This window comes from Luteolibacter arcticus (genome assembly GCF_025950235.1).
GTDB classification, from domain to species: domain Bacteria; phylum Verrucomicrobiota; class Verrucomicrobiia; order Verrucomicrobiales; family Akkermansiaceae; genus Haloferula; species Haloferula arctica.
Genome location: NZ_JAPDDT010000011.1, coordinates 1 through 19,913, shown reverse-complemented (window position 1 = coordinate 19,913; position 19,913 = coordinate 1). Strand labels below are relative to the sequence as shown.

The 19,913-nt window shown below is 63.9% G+C and carries 11 protein-coding genes; 9 read left to right on the top strand and 2 right to left on the bottom strand.

Going from position 1 to position 19,913, the window contains the following annotated elements:
• Positions 1–62 precede the first annotated feature (62 nt).
• The 5 genes from OKA05_RS20640 to pelA all read left to right on the top strand — a co-directional run bounded on the left by OKA05_RS20640 (position 63) and on the right by pelA (position 11,564).
• Positions 63–6,068 carry a rhamnogalacturonan lyase family protein gene (locus OKA05_RS20640; protein ID WP_264489088.1) on the top strand — a complete coding sequence of 2,002 codons (6,006 nt, stop codon included), beginning with the start codon at positions 63–65 and terminating at the stop codon, positions 6,066–6,068.
• Positions 6,065–7,603, top strand: a complete 1,539-nt coding sequence (locus OKA05_RS20635; protein WP_264489087.1) for an alpha-L-fucosidase — start codon at positions 6,065–6,067, stop codon at positions 7,601–7,603. Before OKA05_RS20640 ends, OKA05_RS20635 begins: the two co-directional genes overlap by 4 nt.
• A 367-nt stretch (positions 7,604–7,970) precedes the next feature.
• On the top strand, positions 7,971–8,714 hold the full coding sequence (locus tag OKA05_RS20630; RefSeq protein ID WP_264489086.1) for a hypothetical protein: 744 nt from the start codon (positions 7,971–7,973) through the stop codon (positions 8,712–8,714).
• A gap of 191 nt (positions 8,715–8,905) precedes the next feature.
• The gene (locus tag OKA05_RS20625; protein ID WP_264489085.1) at positions 8,906–10,426 is read left to right on the top strand and encodes a GDSL-type esterase/lipase family protein; all 1,521 of its coding nucleotides are present in this window, start codon (positions 8,906–8,908) and stop codon (positions 10,424–10,426) included.
• A gap of 145 nt (positions 10,427–10,571) precedes the next feature.
• Positions 10,572–11,564 carry a pectate lyase gene (gene pelA, locus OKA05_RS20620; protein ID WP_264489084.1) on the top strand — a complete coding sequence of 331 codons (993 nt, stop codon included), beginning with the start codon at positions 10,572–10,574 and terminating at the stop codon, positions 11,562–11,564.
• A 287-nt stretch (positions 11,565–11,851) separates the two neighbouring features.
• Here pelA and OKA05_RS20615 read toward each other — a convergent pair whose 3' ends face one another.
• The gene (locus OKA05_RS20615) at positions 11,852–12,439 is read right to left on the bottom strand and encodes a DinB family protein (RefSeq protein ID WP_264489083.1); all 588 of its coding nucleotides are present in this window, start codon (positions 12,437–12,439) and stop codon (positions 11,852–11,854) included.
• Between the two features lie 82 nt (positions 12,440–12,521).
• On the opposite strand from OKA05_RS20615, the gene OKA05_RS20610 reads away from it, so the two are divergent.
• The 4 genes from OKA05_RS20610 to OKA05_RS20595 all read left to right on the top strand — a co-directional run bounded on the left by OKA05_RS20610 (position 12,522) and on the right by OKA05_RS20595 (position 19,243).
• The gene (locus OKA05_RS20610; protein WP_264489082.1) at positions 12,522–12,884 is read left to right on the top strand and encodes a winged helix-turn-helix transcriptional regulator; all 363 of its coding nucleotides are present in this window, start codon (positions 12,522–12,524) and stop codon (positions 12,882–12,884) included.
• 137 nt (positions 12,885–13,021) lie between these two features.
• Positions 13,022–14,527 carry a S10 family peptidase gene (locus OKA05_RS20605; protein ID WP_264489081.1) on the top strand — a complete coding sequence of 502 codons (1,506 nt, stop codon included), beginning with the start codon at positions 13,022–13,024 and terminating at the stop codon, positions 14,525–14,527.
• Positions 14,528–15,020: 493 nt separating this feature from the next.
• Complete coding sequence (locus tag OKA05_RS20600; protein ID WP_264489080.1) at positions 15,021–16,238, top strand: alginate export family protein; 1,218 nt, start codon at positions 15,021–15,023, stop codon at positions 16,236–16,238.
• A 233-nt stretch (positions 16,239–16,471) separates the two neighbouring features.
• Positions 16,472–19,243, top strand: a complete 2,772-nt coding sequence (locus tag OKA05_RS20595; protein WP_264489079.1) for a S8/S53 family peptidase — start codon at positions 16,472–16,474, stop codon at positions 19,241–19,243.
• A gap of 168 nt (positions 19,244–19,411) precedes the next feature.
• On the opposite strand, the gene OKA05_RS29375 is transcribed toward OKA05_RS20595, so the two are convergent.
• The gene (locus OKA05_RS29375; RefSeq protein WP_343226985.1) at positions 19,412–19,597 is read right to left on the bottom strand and encodes an SEC-C metal-binding domain-containing protein; all 186 of its coding nucleotides are present in this window, start codon (positions 19,595–19,597) and stop codon (positions 19,412–19,414) included.
• Positions 19,598–19,913: the final 316 nt, after the last annotated feature.

Genomic DNA, 19,913 nt, shown 5'->3' with positions numbered 1-19,913 from the left:
CATCGTCGAAGCTGGTGCATCCTGCAACAGAGTGCCCATCCCTGTTCGCAGCGGAAAAACCCATGATCCGCCCGCGTCTTCTTCCGGTCGTTTGCTTATGCCTCGTGTCGTCGCTCTGCCTCGACACCGTCCTGGCCCAGCGCCAGATGGAAAGCCTCGGCCGCGGACTCGTCGCCCTGCGCAGCAGCAGCACGCAGGTCTATGTCGGCTGGCGTCTGCTCGGGAATGATCCACGCGATGTCGCCTTCAATCTCTACCGCTCGGCCAATGGCGGCGCAGCCGTGAAGGTGAACGCCTCGCCACTCACCGCCACTACCGACTATGTCGATACACCGGGCAGCCTCTCCACCACCGCCTACACGTATTCGGTGAAGCCGGTCATCGGCGGCGTGGAGGTACCCGATGCATGGGCCCACGCCTCCACCGCCCCGGTCGCACTGCCGGTGAATCCACCGACGCGCCAGTATGTCCCCGTGCCCATGCAGCCGACGCCCGATGGCGCGCTCGATGTGAAATTCTGCTGGGTCGGCGATCTCGATGGCGATGGCGAATTCGACTTCGTCGTGGACCGCCAGTCCGGCGAGGGCTTCCGCCAGTTCCTCGATGCCTACAAGCGCGACGGCACCTTGCTCTGGCGCATCGATCTCGGACCTAACAGCTTCTACAAATACAATATCGAGCCAGGCTCATCCTCCATCAGCATCGGCCACGGCGACAATGTCACCGTTTACGACATGGATGGCGACGGCAAGTCGGAGGTCCTGCTCCGCACCGCGAATGGCGTCGTCTTCGGCGACGGCGCGGTCGCCAGCGGCGGCGCTTCGAATAACGTCCAGTTCCTCTCCGTGATCAATGGCATGACCGGAGCCGAGCTGGCCCGCGCCACCGTGCCTAATCCCCGCCTCGCCGATGGCCCGATGAATGGTCACATGGGCATCCTTTACCTCGATGGACAGCGCCCGTCCGTCGTCTGGGCCTCGAAGAACCGCGCGTCCGACGAAAGCTTCCACGGCGTCATCACCGCATGGAATTGGCGGGGTGGCAGCATCAACCAGCTCTGGTCATGGGTGGACGGCGGCTCGCTACACGCGCCGGAGGGCCACCAGATCCGCATCGCCGACGTGGACAATGACGGTAAGGACGAGTTCGTCGATATCGGCTACGTGCTCGATGACAATGGCACCCAGCTTTTCAATATCCCGGAGATCGTTCACGGCGACCGCTTCCACCTGACAGACATCGATCCCGATCGCCCGGGACTGGAGAACTACATCATCCAGCAGAACAACGGCAGCGGTCTCGCCACCGCGCTCTACAACGCCGGCACCGGCGCGATGATCAAGAAATGGTATGCCGGTGGCGTGGTCGATGTCGGCCGCGGCGTGGCCGGCGACTTCGATCCCGCCGTGAAGGGCTGCGAGATGTTCTCCACCATGGCGGGCATCTACGATTGCAAGGGCAACCAGTTGAACTACGCCAACAGGCCCTTCCCGCCCGAGGCCATCTGGTGGGACGGCGATCTCGTGCGCGAGTTCGTTTCCACCATCGGCAGCTCGGCCACCAGCCCGGGCATCGACAAGTTCAATACCGCGAACGGGAGCAGCGGCCGCGTGATCAGCCTCTACAGCGACTCCGCCGCGCCAAACTCTCCCTACAACAACTACATCGCCTACGGGGGCCGGCCGCAATTCTGGGGCGACATCCTCGGCGACTGGCGCGAGGAGCTGCTCTGCGCCGCCACCGACAATTCCGAGCTGCGCATCTACATGGTCCGCAGCGCCGACTCCGCGAAGACCAGCAATGGCACCGGCTTCCGCATCCCCACCCTGATGCACAATCCGCAGTATCGATGCCAGACGACCACCAAGGGCTACGTGCAGGCCAGCTATGTGGACTACTACCTCGGCACCGGCATGACCGCGCCGCCACCGCCGCCGATGGTGGACACCGATCTCACCTGGCGCGGCGGTGCCGGCAGCAGCACCTGGGATGAGGGTGTGACCACCAGTTGGAGCGACGATGGCGTCGCATCCTCCTTCACCGCCGGGAAAGCCGTCCGCTTCGACATCGGCGCCAATGCCACCACCCCGGTCGCCCTCGTCGGCACGCTCTCGCCCAAGGATCTCACCGTCTATTCGCCGAAGGACCAGACCTTCGATGGCGCGCTCGGCTCGCTCGCGGGCACGATGAAGCTCGTTAAATCCGGCCAGGGCTCGCTGACCCTCTCCGGCAGCCACGCCTTCACCGGCACCACCACCATCTGGGATGGCGCGCTGATCCTGAATGGCACGCTTTCTAACAGCCCCATCACCGTCTGGGGCGGCACTTACGGCGGACCCGCTGCCGCCGGCCTAACAGGTGGCCGCATCGGCGGCACCGGCACCTTCAGCCAGGCTGTCACCCTTGGCTATCGCGGTGCGATCACTCCCGGCTCTGGCATGGGCAGCGCGGGCACCGTCACCCTCGGCAGCGGACTCACCGCGCAGGATGGCTCCTGCCTCGCCTTCGATCTTTCTAACAACCCGGGCAACCCCGCCACCAGCGACCGCATCGCCATCACCGGGAATCTCTCCGTCAGCGGCAAGGTCGGCATCGTGATCAAGGCGCTCAATGGCACCGTCCCCGCGGGCACCTACACGCTGGTGACCTACACCGGCAGCCTCACTGGCAGCGCCGCGAATTTCGACGTCACCGTCCCGCCCGGCACGCCCTACTCGCTTTCCGCCGCCGCCGGTTCGGTTACCTTGACCGTCCCCGTCACTCGCGTCCCGGAGGCCATTGTTTGGCGCGGCTCTGGCGCTGTCTGGGATCTGGCCGCGAGCCAGAACTGGCTCAATGCCGGCTCGCCCGACATCTTCGTTTCCGGCGACGCCGTGACCTTCGATGCCACTGGCGCGGCAAACGCCACCGCCACCCTCTCCGGCGCGCTGCCCGTAGCCAGCGTCACGGTCAATGCCACTACGAATTACACCCTCTCCGGCAGCGGCTCCATCAGCGGCAGCGGCGGCCTTGCCAAATCCGGTAGCGGCACGCTCACGATCAATACCGCCAACGACTACACCGGCGCCACCACCATCACCGGCGGCGTCCTCGCCGTCGCCTCGCTCGCCGATGGCGGCACCCCCAGCTCGATCGGTGCAGCGGGTGTCGGCGCGAGCAATCTCGTCATCAATGGCGGCACGCTGCGCCTCACCGGCTCGCAGACCAATACCAACCGCAGCATGACGCTCGGTGCCTCCGGCGGCACCCTCGATGTCGCCGCGAATGGCAGCTCGATGCAGATCAGCGGCACCATCACCGGCAGCGGCAGGCTTACGAAAACCGGCGCGGGCACCTTGATCCTGGCCAATACCAATACCTACAGCGGCGGCACCACCATCGATGGCGGCACGATTTATCTGGCAGGGTCGAATGCCAACAAGAACGCCCTCGGCGGCGGCGCCGTCACTTTCAACAACGGCACGCTCACCATGGCGAACGTGCAGAACAACGACGTTTGCAACTGGAACCTGATCGTCCCCTCCGGGATGACCGGCCGCTTGAATGCCGATGGCCGCTGCTCGCTCACCGGCTCGCTGACGGGCAGCGGCACCTTCAACTACTACTCGCCCTATGTCCGCTCCGACATGAAGGGCAACTGGTCCGCCTTCACCGGCCAGATCAATCTCGCGACCGATGCCGATGGCTCGGAGATGCGCGTCACCAATAGCTTCGGCTTCGGCACCGCCGCGCTCAATATCGGCGCGGAGAGCTACGTCTACTACAACATTGGCAATAGCAACGCCACCCTCGACATCGGCGAGCTCACCGGCGACTCCACCACCGGCATCGGCGGCGGTCCCACTGTCGGCCGCACCACCACCTGGCGTGTCGGCGGCAGGAATACCGACGCCATCTTCTCCGGCGCAATAGTCAATGGCACCGGCCTCACCGCCATCACCAAGAACGGCACCGGCATCTGGACCCTCGCCGGCGCATCCACCCACACCGGAGCCACCACCGTCTCCTCCGGCACCCTGCGCATCCAAGGCAGCACCACCGGCAGCGCCGTCACCGTCCAAGGCGGCGCAGCGCTCGGCGGCAGCGGCATCATCACGGGGAATGTCAGCTTTCAATCCGCAGCCATCCTTGAGCACGGCGCAATCGGAGCCACACCGCTCGCCATCACCGGCAATCTCACCTTCGGCACCAATGCCCTCGTCCGCCCGGTCACCGGCATCACGCTCGGGCCGGGCATCTACACCCTGCTGACCTACTCCGGCACCCTCACCGGCACGCCTTCGCTCTCGTGGCAGGCCCCGCCCGGATCCACGCTCACCGCCTCCTTCGACCTCGCCACCACAGGCGTGATCACCATGACCCTCGCCCAGCCGCCCGGGGCCTCGGATCTCCTCTGGACCGGCAACACCAACTCCACCTGGGACACCGCCACCGCCAATTGGACCGATGGCTCCGGCAACGTCATCTTCTCCGCCCAGTCCACCGTCACCTTCACCGACTCCGGCAATGCGACCAATCCCGTCAGCCTCGCGCTGGATGTGGAACCGGAGGAAGTCTTCGTCTCCGCCACGAAAAACTACACGCTCTCCGGAGCCGGCAGGATCATCGGCGAGGGCACTCTAACAAAGAACGGCAGCGGCACACTCGTGCTCTCGACCGCCCATACCTACACCGGCGGCACCACTATCTCCGGCGGCACCCTTTCCATCACGAATGCAGGTGCCTTGGGAACCGGCCCCGTCACTCTCTCCGGCGGCACCTGGGCCACCAATGCACTCGCGCCGCAGAATCCCATCCTGGTCACCGCCGCCTCCACGGTCTCGGGTGGCGATGGCGGCGGGGCACATGGCCTGCGAAACATCTCGGGCTCGGGCATCCTCACCTGCAATGCGACCAGCGTCTTCGACTTCGAGGGCGACATGTCCGGCTTCTCCGGCACCTTTGCACTCACCGGCGTGGGCTCGTTTCGCCTCTTCACCTCCACCTTCAGTGGCAGTGCCGCCGCCACCTTTGACCTCGGCAACCGCGGCCTGTCCGCCCGCCAGGGCAGCGCCTACAGCCTCGGCGCGCTCAAGGGGCTCACGGGCAGCTTCATCGGCATGGCAGGCAACAGCAACGCAGCGAGCTGCACCTACACCATCGGCCAGGCGAATATCGACAGCACCTTCGCCGGCGTGATCGCCAATGGCAGCGCCACCAAGCTCGTCGCCATCACCAAGGCCGGCACCGGCAGCCTTACCCTCGCCGGAACGAGTACCTACACCGGCGCGACCACCGTCAACGGCGGACGCCTGAACGTCACCGGCTCACTCGCAAGTACGGCGACCACCGTAGCCACCACCGGTGCGCTCGGAGGCAGCGGAAGCATCGGCGGCGCGGTCACCTGCCACGGCACCCTCGCCCCCGGCACCTCCGCTGGCACCCTCGCGCTTGGTGCGGGACTCACCCTCTCACCCACCAGCGTGCTCGACTACGAACTCGGCACCGTTTCCGACCGCGTCAATGTCACCGGCAATCTCACCCTCGCCGGCACGCTCCACGTCACCGCCGGCCCCGGCTTCGGACCCGGCACCTACACCCTCATCACCTACACCGGCACCCTCGACGATGAAGACGGCCTCGCCCTCGGCACCCTGCCCCCCGGCTACGAGGCCACCGTCAGCACCGCCACCGCGGGCCAGGTCCGCCTCATCGTGACGCAGATCCTCACGCCCTTCGAGCAATGGCAGATCCAGCACTTCGGCAGCACCTCGGACCCCGAAGCCGCACCGCCCGCCGACCCCGATGGCGATGGCACCGACAACGCCACCGAGTTCCTGTTAAGCCTCGACCCCAAGAACGGCAGCTCCTCCTTCAAGGCCACCGGCACTCACGGCCCCGGCGGCTTCACCATCACCTGGCCGTCCGCGGTCGGCGTCCAGTTTGAGGTCTTCCGCAGCGCCACCCTCGAGGCCCCGTGGGACTCCATCCACACCACCACCGGCACCGGCACCACCGACTCCTTCACCGACACCCCCCCTCCCGCCGGCAACGCCTTCTACAAAATCGCCATCCTCGCATCGCCATGATTTCCCGCTCCCTCGTCCTACTCGCCCTCGCGACCCCGCTCGCCGCCTTGCCCAAGCCCGACCGCGCCGGCGTCGTCGAGACCGGCCCGTACGATTACGGCGTCATGGGCCCGCCTGCCACGCCCGCGATCGTCGCCGAGGCGAACAAGCTCCTGGCCACCCCCCTCCCGCCCGGCCCCTTCAAGCCCGAGTGGGAGTCCATCCGCGCGAACTACCGCGTCCCCTCGTGGTTCGATGACGCCAAGTTCGGCATCTTCATGCACTGGGGCCTCTACTCCGTTCCCGCCCATCATAACGAGTGGTACGAGAAGCACCTCTACGCCGCCAACTTGAAGTGGCACACCGACAAATTCGGCCCGCCGGAGAAGTTCGGCTACAAGGACTTCATCCCGCTTTTCACCGCGGAAAAATTCAGCGCCACCGAGTGGGCCGATCTCTTCTACCGGTCCGGTGCCAAGGTCGTGCTGCCATGCGCCCAGCATCACGACAATTTCGCGCTCTGGGACAGCAAGGTCACCACCTTCAACTCCAAGGCCATGGGACCGAAGCGCGACCTCATCGGTGAACTCGCCGCCGCCTCCCGCGCCAAGGGCCTCAAGTTCGGCGTCTCCAACCACGGCATCGAGAACTTCACCTTCATCGATCCGCCGAAGGCCGTGCTCGAACGACTCCGCGAGGCCAAGGCCGACCTCTTCGACCCCAAGTGGAAGGGCTTCTACCACGTCGCCGACCGCAGCGATCAAGCGCAGGCCGCCTTCCTCGCCGACTGGATGGCGCGGAACTTCGAGCTGATCGACAAGTATCAGCCCGATCTCCTGTGGTTCGACAACGGCGTGAACCTCCGCCACCTCGATCCCCTCAAGCTGCGCGTCGCCGCCTACTACTACAACCGTGCGACTTCATGGAAAAAGGAAGTCTCCGTCTCCACCAAGTTCGTCGCCTACGCCCCTTCTAACAAGGACACCGAGCAGATCGGCTCCATCATCGACTTCGAGAAGGTCGGCAGCCGCTCTCCCGCCGGCATCCGCCCCGGCTCATGGATGGTCGATGACCCCATCGGCACCTCCTGGGGCTACGTCGAGGGCATGCGCGTCTTCGGCCCCGAGGCCATCCTCGGCAAGCTCCTCGACACCGTCAGCAAGGGCGGCTTCTACCTCCTCAACCTCGCCCCCAAGGCCGACGGCACCATCCCAAAGGAGCAACAGGACACCCTGCTAGCCCTCGGCAAGTGGCTCGGCACGCACGGCGAAGCCATCTACGGCACCCGCCCCTGGACCCAGCACGCCGATGGCAAAGTCCGCTTCACCACCAAAGGCGGATCCCTCTACGCCATCCTCCCCGGCAAGCCCGGCAAGGCCATCACCCTCACCTCCCTAGCCGAGAAAGACGGCGCACCCGCCATCTCAAAGATCGAACTCCTCGGCGACAAAGGCTCACTCAAATTCAAGCGCGACAACAAGGCCCTCGAAATCGAACTCCCCGCCACCGCCAACGACCCCTTGGCCCAAGTGGTGAAGATCACCCTCGCGAAGTAACACTTCCGCCGGGCCTAACATCCCAAGCCAAAGTGGTCCGCACACTCCGTGTGCGGCTGCCCGACTCACCCCGCAGGCAAGAAACCACTGGAGATCCCCGCCGCCCCTCGACCTTCTCCAGCCCCAAAGGGGCGAAATGGAATAGCCCGGGGCAAACGAAGTGCAGCCCCGGGTCAGCATGCCAAACAACCGGCCGCCTGAAGGGAGGCGATTGGGCGGAATCCATATTTCGCCTCGTTCATCTCGCGACCTCCCGCCAAGATGGCGAAAGCAATCGATGATTCGGCCCATCCTTCTCCCACCTTGAAAGGGCATGCCAGATTCCTTATTGAAGGAAGAGCAATTTCACCCGCTTCCTGACCCATCCGTGACCCTGACCGACATCCTGAAGCGGTGCTGCGAATCCCCCGACCTTCATTTGGCGGAGCGGACAATCCCGCAGTTCCAGGCCTACGCCCTCGGCTATGAATTTCACGCAAATCTCGAGCCGGAGGACTTCGATTACGATGCGTTCACTGACGCAGTAAAGGGCGACTACGGCGTCTGTGATTCATGGCCATCCAACGTGGCGACGTGGAGCTTCCTTGAAGCAGTTGAAGGCGCCGAACGCTCCCTATCAAGATACTTGGACTACCGGACACGGCTTGCGAGCCCCACCCGGAAAGCGCCCGAAGTTCATGCCCGCGTGGACTTGTTCAAAGGCCTTTCTTCAATGGAGGCAATCAGGAAACGCCCGGGTATGTACTTCGGCAACGACGCTGCGGCTTCCCACTTGTGGTCGATGCTTTCCGGTTGCAGTTGGGCGGAGATGGACACCACCGGAAAGCCAGGCAAGGCCCACGCCTTCCAGGCTCTCTTCCAGAGCTGGATCGAGGAGCGATTTCCATTCAGCAATGGAATCCCATGGCACCGCACCTTCCACTTCGTATCACTCGGTTCAGCCGAGCGAAGTTTGAGCACTTTCTTCGACCATTTCGATTTATTTCAGTCCGGCGAGCGACCGGATTGCCTTTCAAAAACGGCGCGGACCATCATGAAGAATATCGCGGAGGAATTTGGGACTGACCCGTCGGATATGGAGGACGCAATCAAGCGGATTGCCCCAATCTAAAAGCGGCACCCTTGCCTCATCCACGAGATCGAGAGAGGACCAAAAGTAAGTCGCGCCGCATCGACTGTCCCTTGGACACACCCCGGCTCCTGCCAGCGTGCCCCCCCGATTCGCGGCCCAATAATTGAAACAGCACTCTTTCATCCGGGTAGTTGCCAGAGCGGATCGCATTCCCTTCAATGCCCTCCCTCATGCCGATCCATCTGCTGAAGCGCTCGCGTAACTGGCTGCTGCCTCTCTTGCTGTCGGCCGCTGTCCCCATCGCCGCGGAGGAGCCCCTGCCCGTGACCGTTTTCAAGAAACTCCACGAAGGCAAGAAGCAGACCGTGGTGGTCTATGGCACCAGCCTCACGATCAACGGCGCGTGGGCAAAGGCGCTCGGCGATTACTTCGCCAAGGAATTCCCCGGCCAAGTGACTTATCTGAACCGTGCCCAAGCCGGCATGCATTCAAAATGGGGCGTGGCCAATCTAAAGCAGCGCGTGCAGGATCACCGGCCGGATCTCGTCTTCATCGAGTTCTCCGCCAATGACGCCGCCACCAAGCACGGCATCTCCCGCGAGCAATCCGAAGCCAATCTCGACCAGATGGTGAAGGCCCTGCGCCAGCAGAATCCCCAGGTGGACATCGTGCTCCAGACCATGAATCCCGCTTGGGACTCGCCATCGAATCCAGCCAAGAAATACGCCACCGATCGCCCCGAGCTGGAGTCTTACTACGACGTTTATCGTAGCTACGCCCGGGCCAACCAACTGCCACTCGTCGATCACTACCCCGCGTGGCGGAAGCTCCAGCAGGACTCACCGGAAGAATTCCAGAAGGCCGTCTCCGACGGCATCCACCCGAACAGCGGCCCCAGCCTCTCGGTAACCTGGCCTGCGGTGCACGTGCTGATGGAGAAGGCACGAGCTGCTTCCGGCGCGAAGAAGGCAGGCATTACCGCAAACGTGTGGCCCGACGGCAAGATGCCCGGCCACGGAGCCAAGGATCCGGAAGCTCGCCATTCGCCCGAGCGCACCGACGCTCTGCGCATCACGAATGTAAGCCAACCCACCTTGGACATCTTTCCCGCGCCGGCCAAGGACTCGCCCGCCATGATCGTCTGCCCCGGCGGCGGCTACAGCTATGCGGTCATGGACAAGGAAGGCACCGAGATCGCGGCGTGGCTGAATGCAAACGGCTTCACCGCCCTCCTGCTGAAATACCGCGTGCCTAACAACCGCGATGGCGCACTGCAGGATCTCCAGCGCGCCCTGAGCCTCGCCCGTTCACGGGCCGCCGAGTGGCACATCGACCCACAGCGCCTCGGCGTCATCGGCTTCTCCGCTGGCGGCCACCTCTCCGCACGCGCGAGCAATCGCTTCGACGAGCTCACCTACCCGGCCATCGATGACGTCGACCAACAAAGCTGCCGCCCGGACTTCGCCGTGCTCGTCTACCCGGCCTATCTCGATGATGGAAAAGGCGGCCTTTCCCCCAACCTCAATCCCAAGGCGGACATCCCGCCCACCCTCATCGTCCACAGCGATGACGACGCGAAATTTGTCGTCGGCAGCAAGCTCTACGATGCCGCGCTCACTGAAGCGAAGCGCCCCCACAAGCTCCTCCTCTACCCCACCGGCGGCCACGGCTACGGACTGCGCAGCGACCGCGAGGCCAAGGCATGGCCCGATGCCGCCTTGCAATGGCTCGGCGAGATCCGCGTGAAGTGAGCCCCGGCCCACTGGGAACGCGGAATTTATTCCGCCTGGCAGGCCCGGCGACCCGACCGCTCAAGCGGAATAAACTCCGCGCTCCCAGTCAGGTCCCACTCCTTTTGAGCCGCAAGTCCCACCCCTCCGTCACGTAACCGTCCCGATGAACCCACGCCTCCCGCTCCTCGCGGCCCTGCTTCTCCCCGGCATGCTCTTCGCCGATGCCGCGGACCTCGCGGGAAAACCCGATGACTGGTTCCGCTCGCACGAGGGCCGCAGCACTCTTTCCATCGTGCTCTCCTGGCAGTCGCCTCAGGGAAGCTGGCCGAAGAACAAGGACACCACCACCAAGCCCTACGATGGCAAGCGCGACAAGCTCGAGGGCACCTTCGACAACAAGGCCACCACCGGCGAACTCCGCCTGCTCGCCCATGCCTTCAAATCCACGGGCGATGATATCTACCGGGATGCGTTTCTCAAGGGCTTCGAGCACATCCTCGAAGCCCAATATCCGAATGGCGGCTGGCCCCAATTCCATCCACCCGGCGAGGGCTACCACCGCCACATCACCTTCAATGACGGCACCATGGTTCGTCTGTTAGAATTGCTCCACGACTCGCAAGGCTACGACTTCATCGACAACGCTCGCAAACGCAAGGCGACCGAAGCCTTCGACCGCGGCATCGCCTGCATCCTCAAATGCCAGATCGTCATCGATGGCAGGCCGACCGTCTGGTGTGCGCAGCACGATGAAGTCACCTTCGCGCCCGCCAAGGCACGCGCCTACGAATTGCCTTCGCTGAGCGGCGGCGAGAGCGCCGGCATCCTCCACTTTCTCATGTCGCTCGAAAAGCCATCGCCCGAGGTCATCCGCGCGGTGAAGGCGGGCGTTGCGTGGTTCGATTCGGCGAAGCTCACCGGCATCCGCTTCGAGCGCTCCGGCGGCGACGGCCGCGTGATCAGCGATCCCTCCGCCAAGCCGCTGTGGGCGCGCTTCTACGACCTCGAAACCGGCAAGCCCTTCTTCTGCGACCGCGATGGCGTGAAGAAGGCCACCGTCGCCGAGATCGGCAAGGAGCGCCGCAAGGGCTACGCATGGTATGGCAACTGGGGCGATTCCGTCCAGAGAGAGTATGGGAAGTGGGACTACCGTTAGGTAGTCCTCACACCATATGGGTCCGCCTCATGACCGCGGCAAAGCCGCCCTCGGACTGCTGCGATTGTTCGCAGCTTTCCGAATGAACGAAAGAGCCCTCCTCTCCCGCGCCACGAAGCGATCCGGGGAGTTCGCTTCCGCCGCTGTGAACTGCCCCCTTCTCGCGTAGCCTATGGCGATACCGCAAGTTCGCTTCCATCCGAATGAAATGCCATCCACACCCGTCACTCAAAAGCTACGGATGACCGCAGCAGTCCAAGGGCCTGCGGCTTCATCGGGCGATTGCGTCACCGCAGCGAGTTCACCACCCTCTCCATTTGCCTCAGGTGAATCCCATGATGCAACGCCGCCAGACTCATCCATTCATGCGCATCCAGTGGCCCGAACCAAGGATGCGCATGTCGTGATCCCCCGCGCAGATCCTTGATCCCCGCCAAGGTCTCCTGCCAGCGCGCCAGCACCGCACGAAACTCCTCCATCACCTCCGGCCCAGCCTCGGGCGACGGCTTCACGTCCGCCACGCGCACCTCGCGGTTCGTCGTCTTGCCACCGGCTAGCAGCAGGATCATCCCAAGGATCGCCTTGTCCACGATCACGAGATGCTGGACGATCATGTAGGGCGACCAACAGCGGCTGCTATCCTCCATCCCGCGCACCCGCGGAACGAGCACCGCCTTCCGGCCCGTCGCCTCATCGAGCGGCGTGGCGAGCGAGAGCACGCGCTCCGCATCCCTTAGGAAAAGCCCCAGCACCCGCTCGCGCCCCGCGAGCCGCGAGTAGATCTTCAGGCCGGACCGAAGGAAAAATTCCTCCAGCCGCGGCAGGCCTGCACCGGGTGGTGCGAGTGATGAGGGAGCGGCGGAGGACTCATTCATGGCCGGGATATGTCACTTTCAAAACGCAAGCGACACAACACCCATGCTTGCACCACTTGCGTTTTGCAAGCTAATTTCCGCCGTGCCCGCCAAACGACTTCCCCGCCGCTCACCCTGTCCGGTCGCCTGCGCGCTCGACCTCATCGGCGACCGCTGGACCATGCTGGTCGTGCGCGACCTCATGCTCGGCAAGCAGCGCTACGATGAATTCCTCGCCTCGCCCGAGGGCATCGCCACCAACATCCTCGCCGACCGCCTGAAGCTCCTCCAGGAACAGGGCCTCCTCACCAAAACGGCGGACGAGCAGGACCGGCGGCGCTTCCGCTACCAGCTCACCCCCACCGGCAAGTCCCTGCGCGACGTCCTCATCCCCCTCGCCCGCTGGGGCCTGTCCCATCTGCCCGGCACCAAGGAACTCCTCGGAGCCAGCCACGCTCTCCGGTGACCGAGGGGCCTCTGGCCCGCCTCTCCTTTGCCCGCTCCCCGCCCCTCCGCTCACTGATAGAAAGATGAATGAACCCCCGTCCCCCTGTCGCTTCTCCCATCGACAAGCCACCCGAATCCCCTAGCTTCCCGTCCCGTATGCGCCCGTCCCTGCTGCTCCTCGCCCTTTCCACGGTCCTCGCCACCGCCCAGGAAAAGCCCACGCCCGCCCCGCCGCCCGATTCCAAGCCGGACGCCGCGAAGGAGGACAAGAAGCCCGCCGAGCCCGTCACCAAGGACGGCTCCGTGACCATCGGCGGCAAGAAGATCGACTACCAGGTCACCACCGCGAAGCTGGTGCTGAAGAAGGAAGACGGCTCCCCGCGAGCCTCCGTCTTCCACGTCAGCTACTTGAAGAAGGACGCCGGCGATCTTTCGAAGCGCCCCGTCCTGTTCGCCTTTAATGGCGGCCCCGGCTCGTCCGCAGTCTGGCTGCACCTCGGCACGCTGGGCCCGAAGCGCGTCGAGCTCCCGGGCGATGGCACCCAGGCCCCGGTCCCGCCGGCGCGCCTCGTCCCGAATGAATTCTCCATCCTCGATGTCGCCGACCTCGTCTTCGTCGACCCCGTCACCACCGGCTACAGCCGCGTCGAGAAGGACGGCAAGCCGGAGGAATTCCACGGCGTCGAGGGCGATGTCGAGTCACTCAGCGACTTCATCCGCCGCTGGGTCACCGAGCACCAGCGCTGGTCCTCGCCGAAGTATCTGCTCGGCGAATCCTACGGCGGCATCCGCGTCGCGGGTCTCTCCTCGCAGCTCCAGTCGCGCTACGGCATGTCGCTCAATGGCGTGGTGCTGCTCTCCTCGCTGCTCGACTTCCGCACGCTGTCCTCGTCGCAGGGCGATGACCTTTCCTATCAGGTCTTCCTGCCGCTCTACACCTCGGTCGCCCACTTCCACGGCAAGCTGAAGGGCGATCGCGATGCCCTCGTGAAAGAGGCCCGCGAATTCGCCAGCGGCGACTACGCCCTGGCCATGCTCGCCGGCAACACGCTCGATCCTACGAAGCGCCAGGCTGTCGCCGAGAAACTCTCCGCCCTCACCTCGCTACCCACGGAACTCTTCATTCAGGCAAACCTGCGCGTCGATCCCACCCGCTTCCGCGGCGAACTCCTGCGCAAGGAAGGCAAGGTCATCGGCCGCTTCGACGCCCGCGTCGCATGGCCGACCACCGACGCCTCGTCCGATTACCCGGAATACGACCCCTCCTTCTCGCTCGCGCTCGGCGCCTACTCCACCACCATGCTCTCCTACCTCGGCAGTGACCTTGGGTGGAAAGAGGACTCGCCCTACGAGATCCTCACCGGAAAGGTCCAGCCGTGGAAGATGGGCAATGGCAACGGCACCGTGAACATGAGCAGCCGTCTCGCCACCGCCATGCGGGACAATCCGCACCTCCGCATCCTCGTCATGGGTGGCATGGCCGACCTCGCCACCCCGCCGGATGGCATCCTCTACTCGCTCTCCCATCTCCTGGAGCTGCCGGATTCGGCGAAGAAGAACATCAGCTTCACCCAGTACGAAGCGGGCCACATGTTCTACCTCAATCCGCCCGACCTCGCGAAAGGCCGCAAGGACCTCGTGGACTTCATCACGGGCGGCTAAGAGACAGAAGACGTCCAGACATCAGACGGAAGACTGGAGGCCTTCGGTGCAGGGTAGCTGTTAGGTTTAACCGAGCCGTGTCGTCTCATTCCGGCCGGACTTACACAGAAAAAACAGAGAAAAAGCACGAGGTCACAGAGGAGAGATCCAATGGCATTCATCCATGGCTTTCTTCTTTTGCCTTTCTCTGTGATCTCCTGCCTCTCCTCTGCGCCTCTGCGGAGACCCGGCTCGAAGCCACTGGAAAAGCGCGCATCCATCTCACGCGTTGCCCAAGAACCTCCAGTCTTGCGTCTTGGGTCTTGGGTCTTCAAGTCTTGCGTCGGGATCCGTGCGCCCCGCTCATCCATTCGACCTACATTGATGAATACCGCTTCTTCTTGCCGAAAATGAGCCTCATTCATCCCCAAGCCTCGCATTTAGCACACCTGATCGTCGCCGGGGGACAGGCCTTGGCAGACCTACGGCTTTCCTAGAGCCCGCCTAACGAACGATGAAACACCACCTCACCTCCTTGCTGGCCCTCGCCGCCACCACCGTCATCGCCGAAGCCGGCACTCCGGCACCCTCACCGGAAATCGCCGCGGCCACGGAAGCGCCGTGGATCACCCCGCTCGTCGATATCCGCCTGCGCTACGAGTTCGCCGATGTCGATGGCCTCGACCCATCCCACGCCCTCACCATCCGCGAGCGCCTCGGCTTCAAGACGAAGGCCTGGCACGGCTTCTCCCTCCTCGCGGAAGGCGAGTTCACCCAGGCCATCGTCGATGACTACTACGGCGGCGCTCCCGGCGTGGATCCCAACGACGTGAGGAACTCCTTCATCAACGACCCGGAGAACGCCGAACTCAATCAAGCCTACCTTCAATACACCGGCTTCGACACCACCGTGAAGATCGGCCGCCAGCGCATCATCTATGACAATGCCGCCTTCATCGGCAATGTTGGCTGGCGTCAGAACGAGCAGACCTACGACGCGGTCTCGCTCTCTAACACCTCCATCCCCGGGCTCACCCTCAACTACTCTTACGTCGATCAGGTAAACCGCGTCTTCGGCGAGGACGCCACCGGCATCTTCGAGAATGCCCCCGGCGAGATCCACCTCTTCAACGCCTCCTACACCGGCATCAAGGGCGTTACGCTCGGCGGCTACATCTATGACATGAGCTTCGATGACGGCGTCACCGTCGGCTGGGACAACCAGACCTACGGCGTCAGTGGCAAGGGCACCGTCGCAGGCCTCACCCTCTACGGCGAGCTCGCCTATCAGGACGAAGCCGGCCCGCTCAACAACGAGGAAGGCCTCTACGCTCACTTCAATGTGACCAAGGCCTTCGGTACCCAAAGCCTCGTGGTCGGCGTCGAGCATCTCGATGCCGGTGTGCAGACGCCGCTCTGCACCGTGCATGTCTTCAATGGCTATGCCGATGCCACCGATGCCCGCCGCATCAATGGTACCCACGGCGGTCTCACCGACACCTACGTCAGCTACATGGTGCCCATCTTCTGCGGCATCAAGTGGACCAATGCGGTCCACCTCTTCGGCGACAATGCCATCAGCAATGACCTTGGCTTCGGCGTCGACTCCGTGCTCGCGAAGAAATTCGACGACCACTTCACCGCCATCGGCAAGCTCGGCTACTTCGACACCAGCGACGCGCTCTACAAGTCCACCACCCGCGTCAGCGTCGAGCTGAACTACACCTTCTGAGGAGGAGAAACCTCGGAAACGAGATGCCGGCAACGGCACGAGGGAAAACCGGAGCGCCGCGGGGAAACAAACCCGCGGCGCTTTTTCATTTCTCGTAGCGGAACGACTTCGTCGTTCCGGCGGGGAACGGTCCACACGACGAGCAGGACAAGAATATCCTGCATGTTTCACCCGCTTTCATGAATAAAAGTGCCGCAAGTCACCGTTTTGGTCCACTCACCGATCCCAAACCGATGATCTCCCGCACGGCTTCCTTCACCCTTGGCTCCCTCGCCTTCCTGCTCATCGCAGCCGTCCGTGCTGCCGAGCCGGTCGCCGATTGGATGGTCGATCCATCGCCCTACAAGGCGAACATCACCGAAGACAAGTCCCGCGGCGAACTCACGCTGGAGAATGGCCTGGCCAAGCGCGTCCTACGCCTCGCCCCGAATGCCGCCACCGTCACCCTGCAGAATCTAACAAGCGGCGAGCACCTCCTGCGCGCCGTCGCTCCCGAGGCTCGCGTCACCATCGATGGAGTGGATTATCCGGTTGGCGGCCTCACCGGCCAGAGCATCCAGAACTATCTCAAGGAAGACTGGATCAAGGACCTGCGCCCGCTTCCCGGTGCGTATCGGTTCACCGGTTGGGAAGAGCTGCCGGTGGTCAAGCGCCTCGAATGGAAGAAGCGGCCCGAGTGGCTGGCCAAGGACCATCCCTGGCCGCCGCTTGGCAAGCACGTGGTGATGCACTACGACCCGCCGGCGGCGCCCGCGAAGACCCTCGGCGGTCCCGTGGTGTATGAGGAAAAATTCGATGCCTTCTCACAGCCGAAGCCCGGCTGGACCATCACCGCCAGCAAGGCGCACGCGCGCTCCTCGTTCTCCAATGAAGGCAAGTCCGGCGAAATCATGGCACTGCCGGACACCTCGGTCTTCGCCGAGCGTCCGTGGCCGGAAAAGGCGGTCTCGGTCGAACTCAAGCTCGACGCCGGCGACGACACCCACTCGAACGCCTGGGGCCCGGGCCTCGCCTTGAGCGCCGCAGACGGGACGACGGTGCACTTCATCATCCGCCCCAACCAACAAGTCTTCGAGACATTGGCGGGCTTGGGCGGGAAGTTCGATCGCGCGAAGCCTGTCAGCCTTCGCGCCAGCCTCCGCGACGGCACGGTGGTGATGGAGGCCGCGCAGGACGCCGGAACTTTCGAGACGATCGCCACGCTGCCCTTCGCCAAGACCCCCGCCACCCTGCGCATCGGCAAGGTCGGCCGCGGAGGCAATGGCGGCGACTACGACGGCGGGGACATCAATGCCAACCTGACCCGCTGCCACATGTTAGAGATCGCCGTGCGCGGTGCAGAGCCGGTGGTAGCTGCCAAGCCACGCGCCGACCTGCCGCGGGTGGCGGTCCACTACGAACTCTACGATGGCATCCCGCTGTTCTCGAAATGGCTCACCGTCACCCACGCCGGTGAGAAGCCGGTGCGCCTGAACTCCTTCGTGGCGGATGAGCTCAAGCTCGCCGAGGTCGAGTCCTCGGTGAACAACGCACCCGTCAGCGAGAAATACAATCTGTGGGTGGAGACCGACATGGCCTTCGGCGACATGGTCCCGGAGTATGCGAATCCCTGCATGAAGATCGTGTCCGATCCGGACTACCCGACGCAGGTCCACTACGAACGCCAGACCCCTTGCCTGCTCCGCTGCCAGCCGCCGCTCGGCCCGGATCAGGAGGTCTCGAAGTCGAAGCCCTTCGAGACCTTCCGGGTCTTCGAGCTGCTATTGGATTCCACCGAGCGCGAGCGCCGCTCGCTGGCCCGCCGCAAGATGTATCGCGTCATCGCACCGTGGACGCAGGAGAATCCGCTGATGTTCCACAAGGTCCAATCGGACCCGAAGACCATCCGCGAAGCAATCGACCAAGCCGCCGAGGTCGGCTTTGAAATGGTCATCATGTCCTTCGGCTCGGGCTTCAATTTCGAGAGCCGCGACCCCGCGTATCAGGACCGCTACAAGGAACTCGCCGACTACGGCCGCAGCAAGGGCGTGGTGATCGGCGGCTACTCGCTGCTCGCCTCACGCGGCGCGGGCGATCCCAAGGACAATACCACCGGCAGCCCGGCCCGCTATGGCGTGATGCCCTGTCTCGGCACCCAGTGGGGCCGCGACTACCTGGACACGATCGTCAACTTCAGCCGCCGCTCCGGCCTCGGCATCTTCGAGAATGACGGCTCCTATCCCGGCGACATCTGCTGCGCCACGAACCATCCCTTCCACCGTGGCAAGGAGGACTCCCAGTGGGTCATGTGGCGCGCCATCACCGATCAGTATCGCGCGCTGCGCGCCGAGGGAGTGTTCCTCAATGTGCCGGACTGGTATTTCCTCACCGGCGCCAACAAATGCGGCATGGGCTACCGCGAGACGAACTGGAGCCTGCCCCGCGCCGAGCAGGAGATCATCGAGCGGCAGAACATGTATGACGGCACCTGGACCCGCACCCAGAGCATGGGCTGGATGTTCGTCCCGCTGTCGCAGTATCACGGTGGTGGTGCCGCCGCGACCATCGAGCCGCTGAAGGAGCACCTGCCTCACTACGAGGCACGTTTCGCGAACCTGTTAGGCTACGGCGTGCAGGCCTGCTACCGTGGCCCGCGCCTCTTCGACTCGCCGGAGACCAAGGCGCTCGTGACCAAGTGGGTGTCATTCTACAAGCAACACCGCGACGTGCTCGACAATGGCGACATCATTCACCTGCGCCGCCCGAACGGCCGCGATTGGGACGGCATCCTCCACGCCAATCCCACCGGCAGGGAGAAGGGCCTCGCCTGCCTCTACAATCCGCTGGACGAGGAAATCACCCGCGAGATCCGCCTGCCGCTCCACTACACCGGCCTGCGCAAAAGCGCCCGCATCTCGATCGACGGAGCGGAACCCCAAGCCGTCTCCCTGACCCCGGCCCACGAAGCGGTTCTCACCGTCAAGATCCCCGGCGGCGGACGCACCTTTCTGCTCTTCACCGAGTGAGAAATCCTGAGCGCCGCGGAGAAGACCCCGCGGCGCCCATTCATCTATCCTAACGGGACGACTTCGTCGTTCCGGCTGGGAACAGCCCGCACCGGCAAAACGCTCGCCGTTCCGCTCATGAGCCATCTGCGCTCGAAAGCAGCCGCAGGGAAGCCCGCCACGCTTTTCTCATGCGGCACCAGGCGACGACTCACTCCCTAAAAGTAGTCGTCGCGCGGCGAGCCATCGTAACGGCCCGTCCGCATGCAACAGTTCTTGAAACCGGCGTGGTGACCCACACGGGCAGGGATCGTTCCTGCCCAGCCGTTCGTGGAGTTCTTTCTCCCCGCGAACGATCCGCTCTCCGCGCTTCACGCGGGTTTCAGAAGGGAATCCCTTCTTCCTCTTACTTGTCGGCTCGAAAAAAGGAGCCGTTCTGATCTTGGTGCTTTGCCATGGTTACCTCCTTGTGAGTTGGGCAGCCGCTACTTAGCTCGCCCCTCGAAAGTGTCGAGTGCCAAAGAGTGTAACCCACGAGCAGCCACCTCGCTGGGACCGCGGAATTCATTCCGCTTGGATGGTAGGTTCGCCGGTCCGGTGAGGCGGAATAAATCCCAATGCCTTTAAGGACCTGTTAGATCGAGATGGGCGGATGATGCAGGTTGCACTGGTACTTTCCTAAGAGATGTTT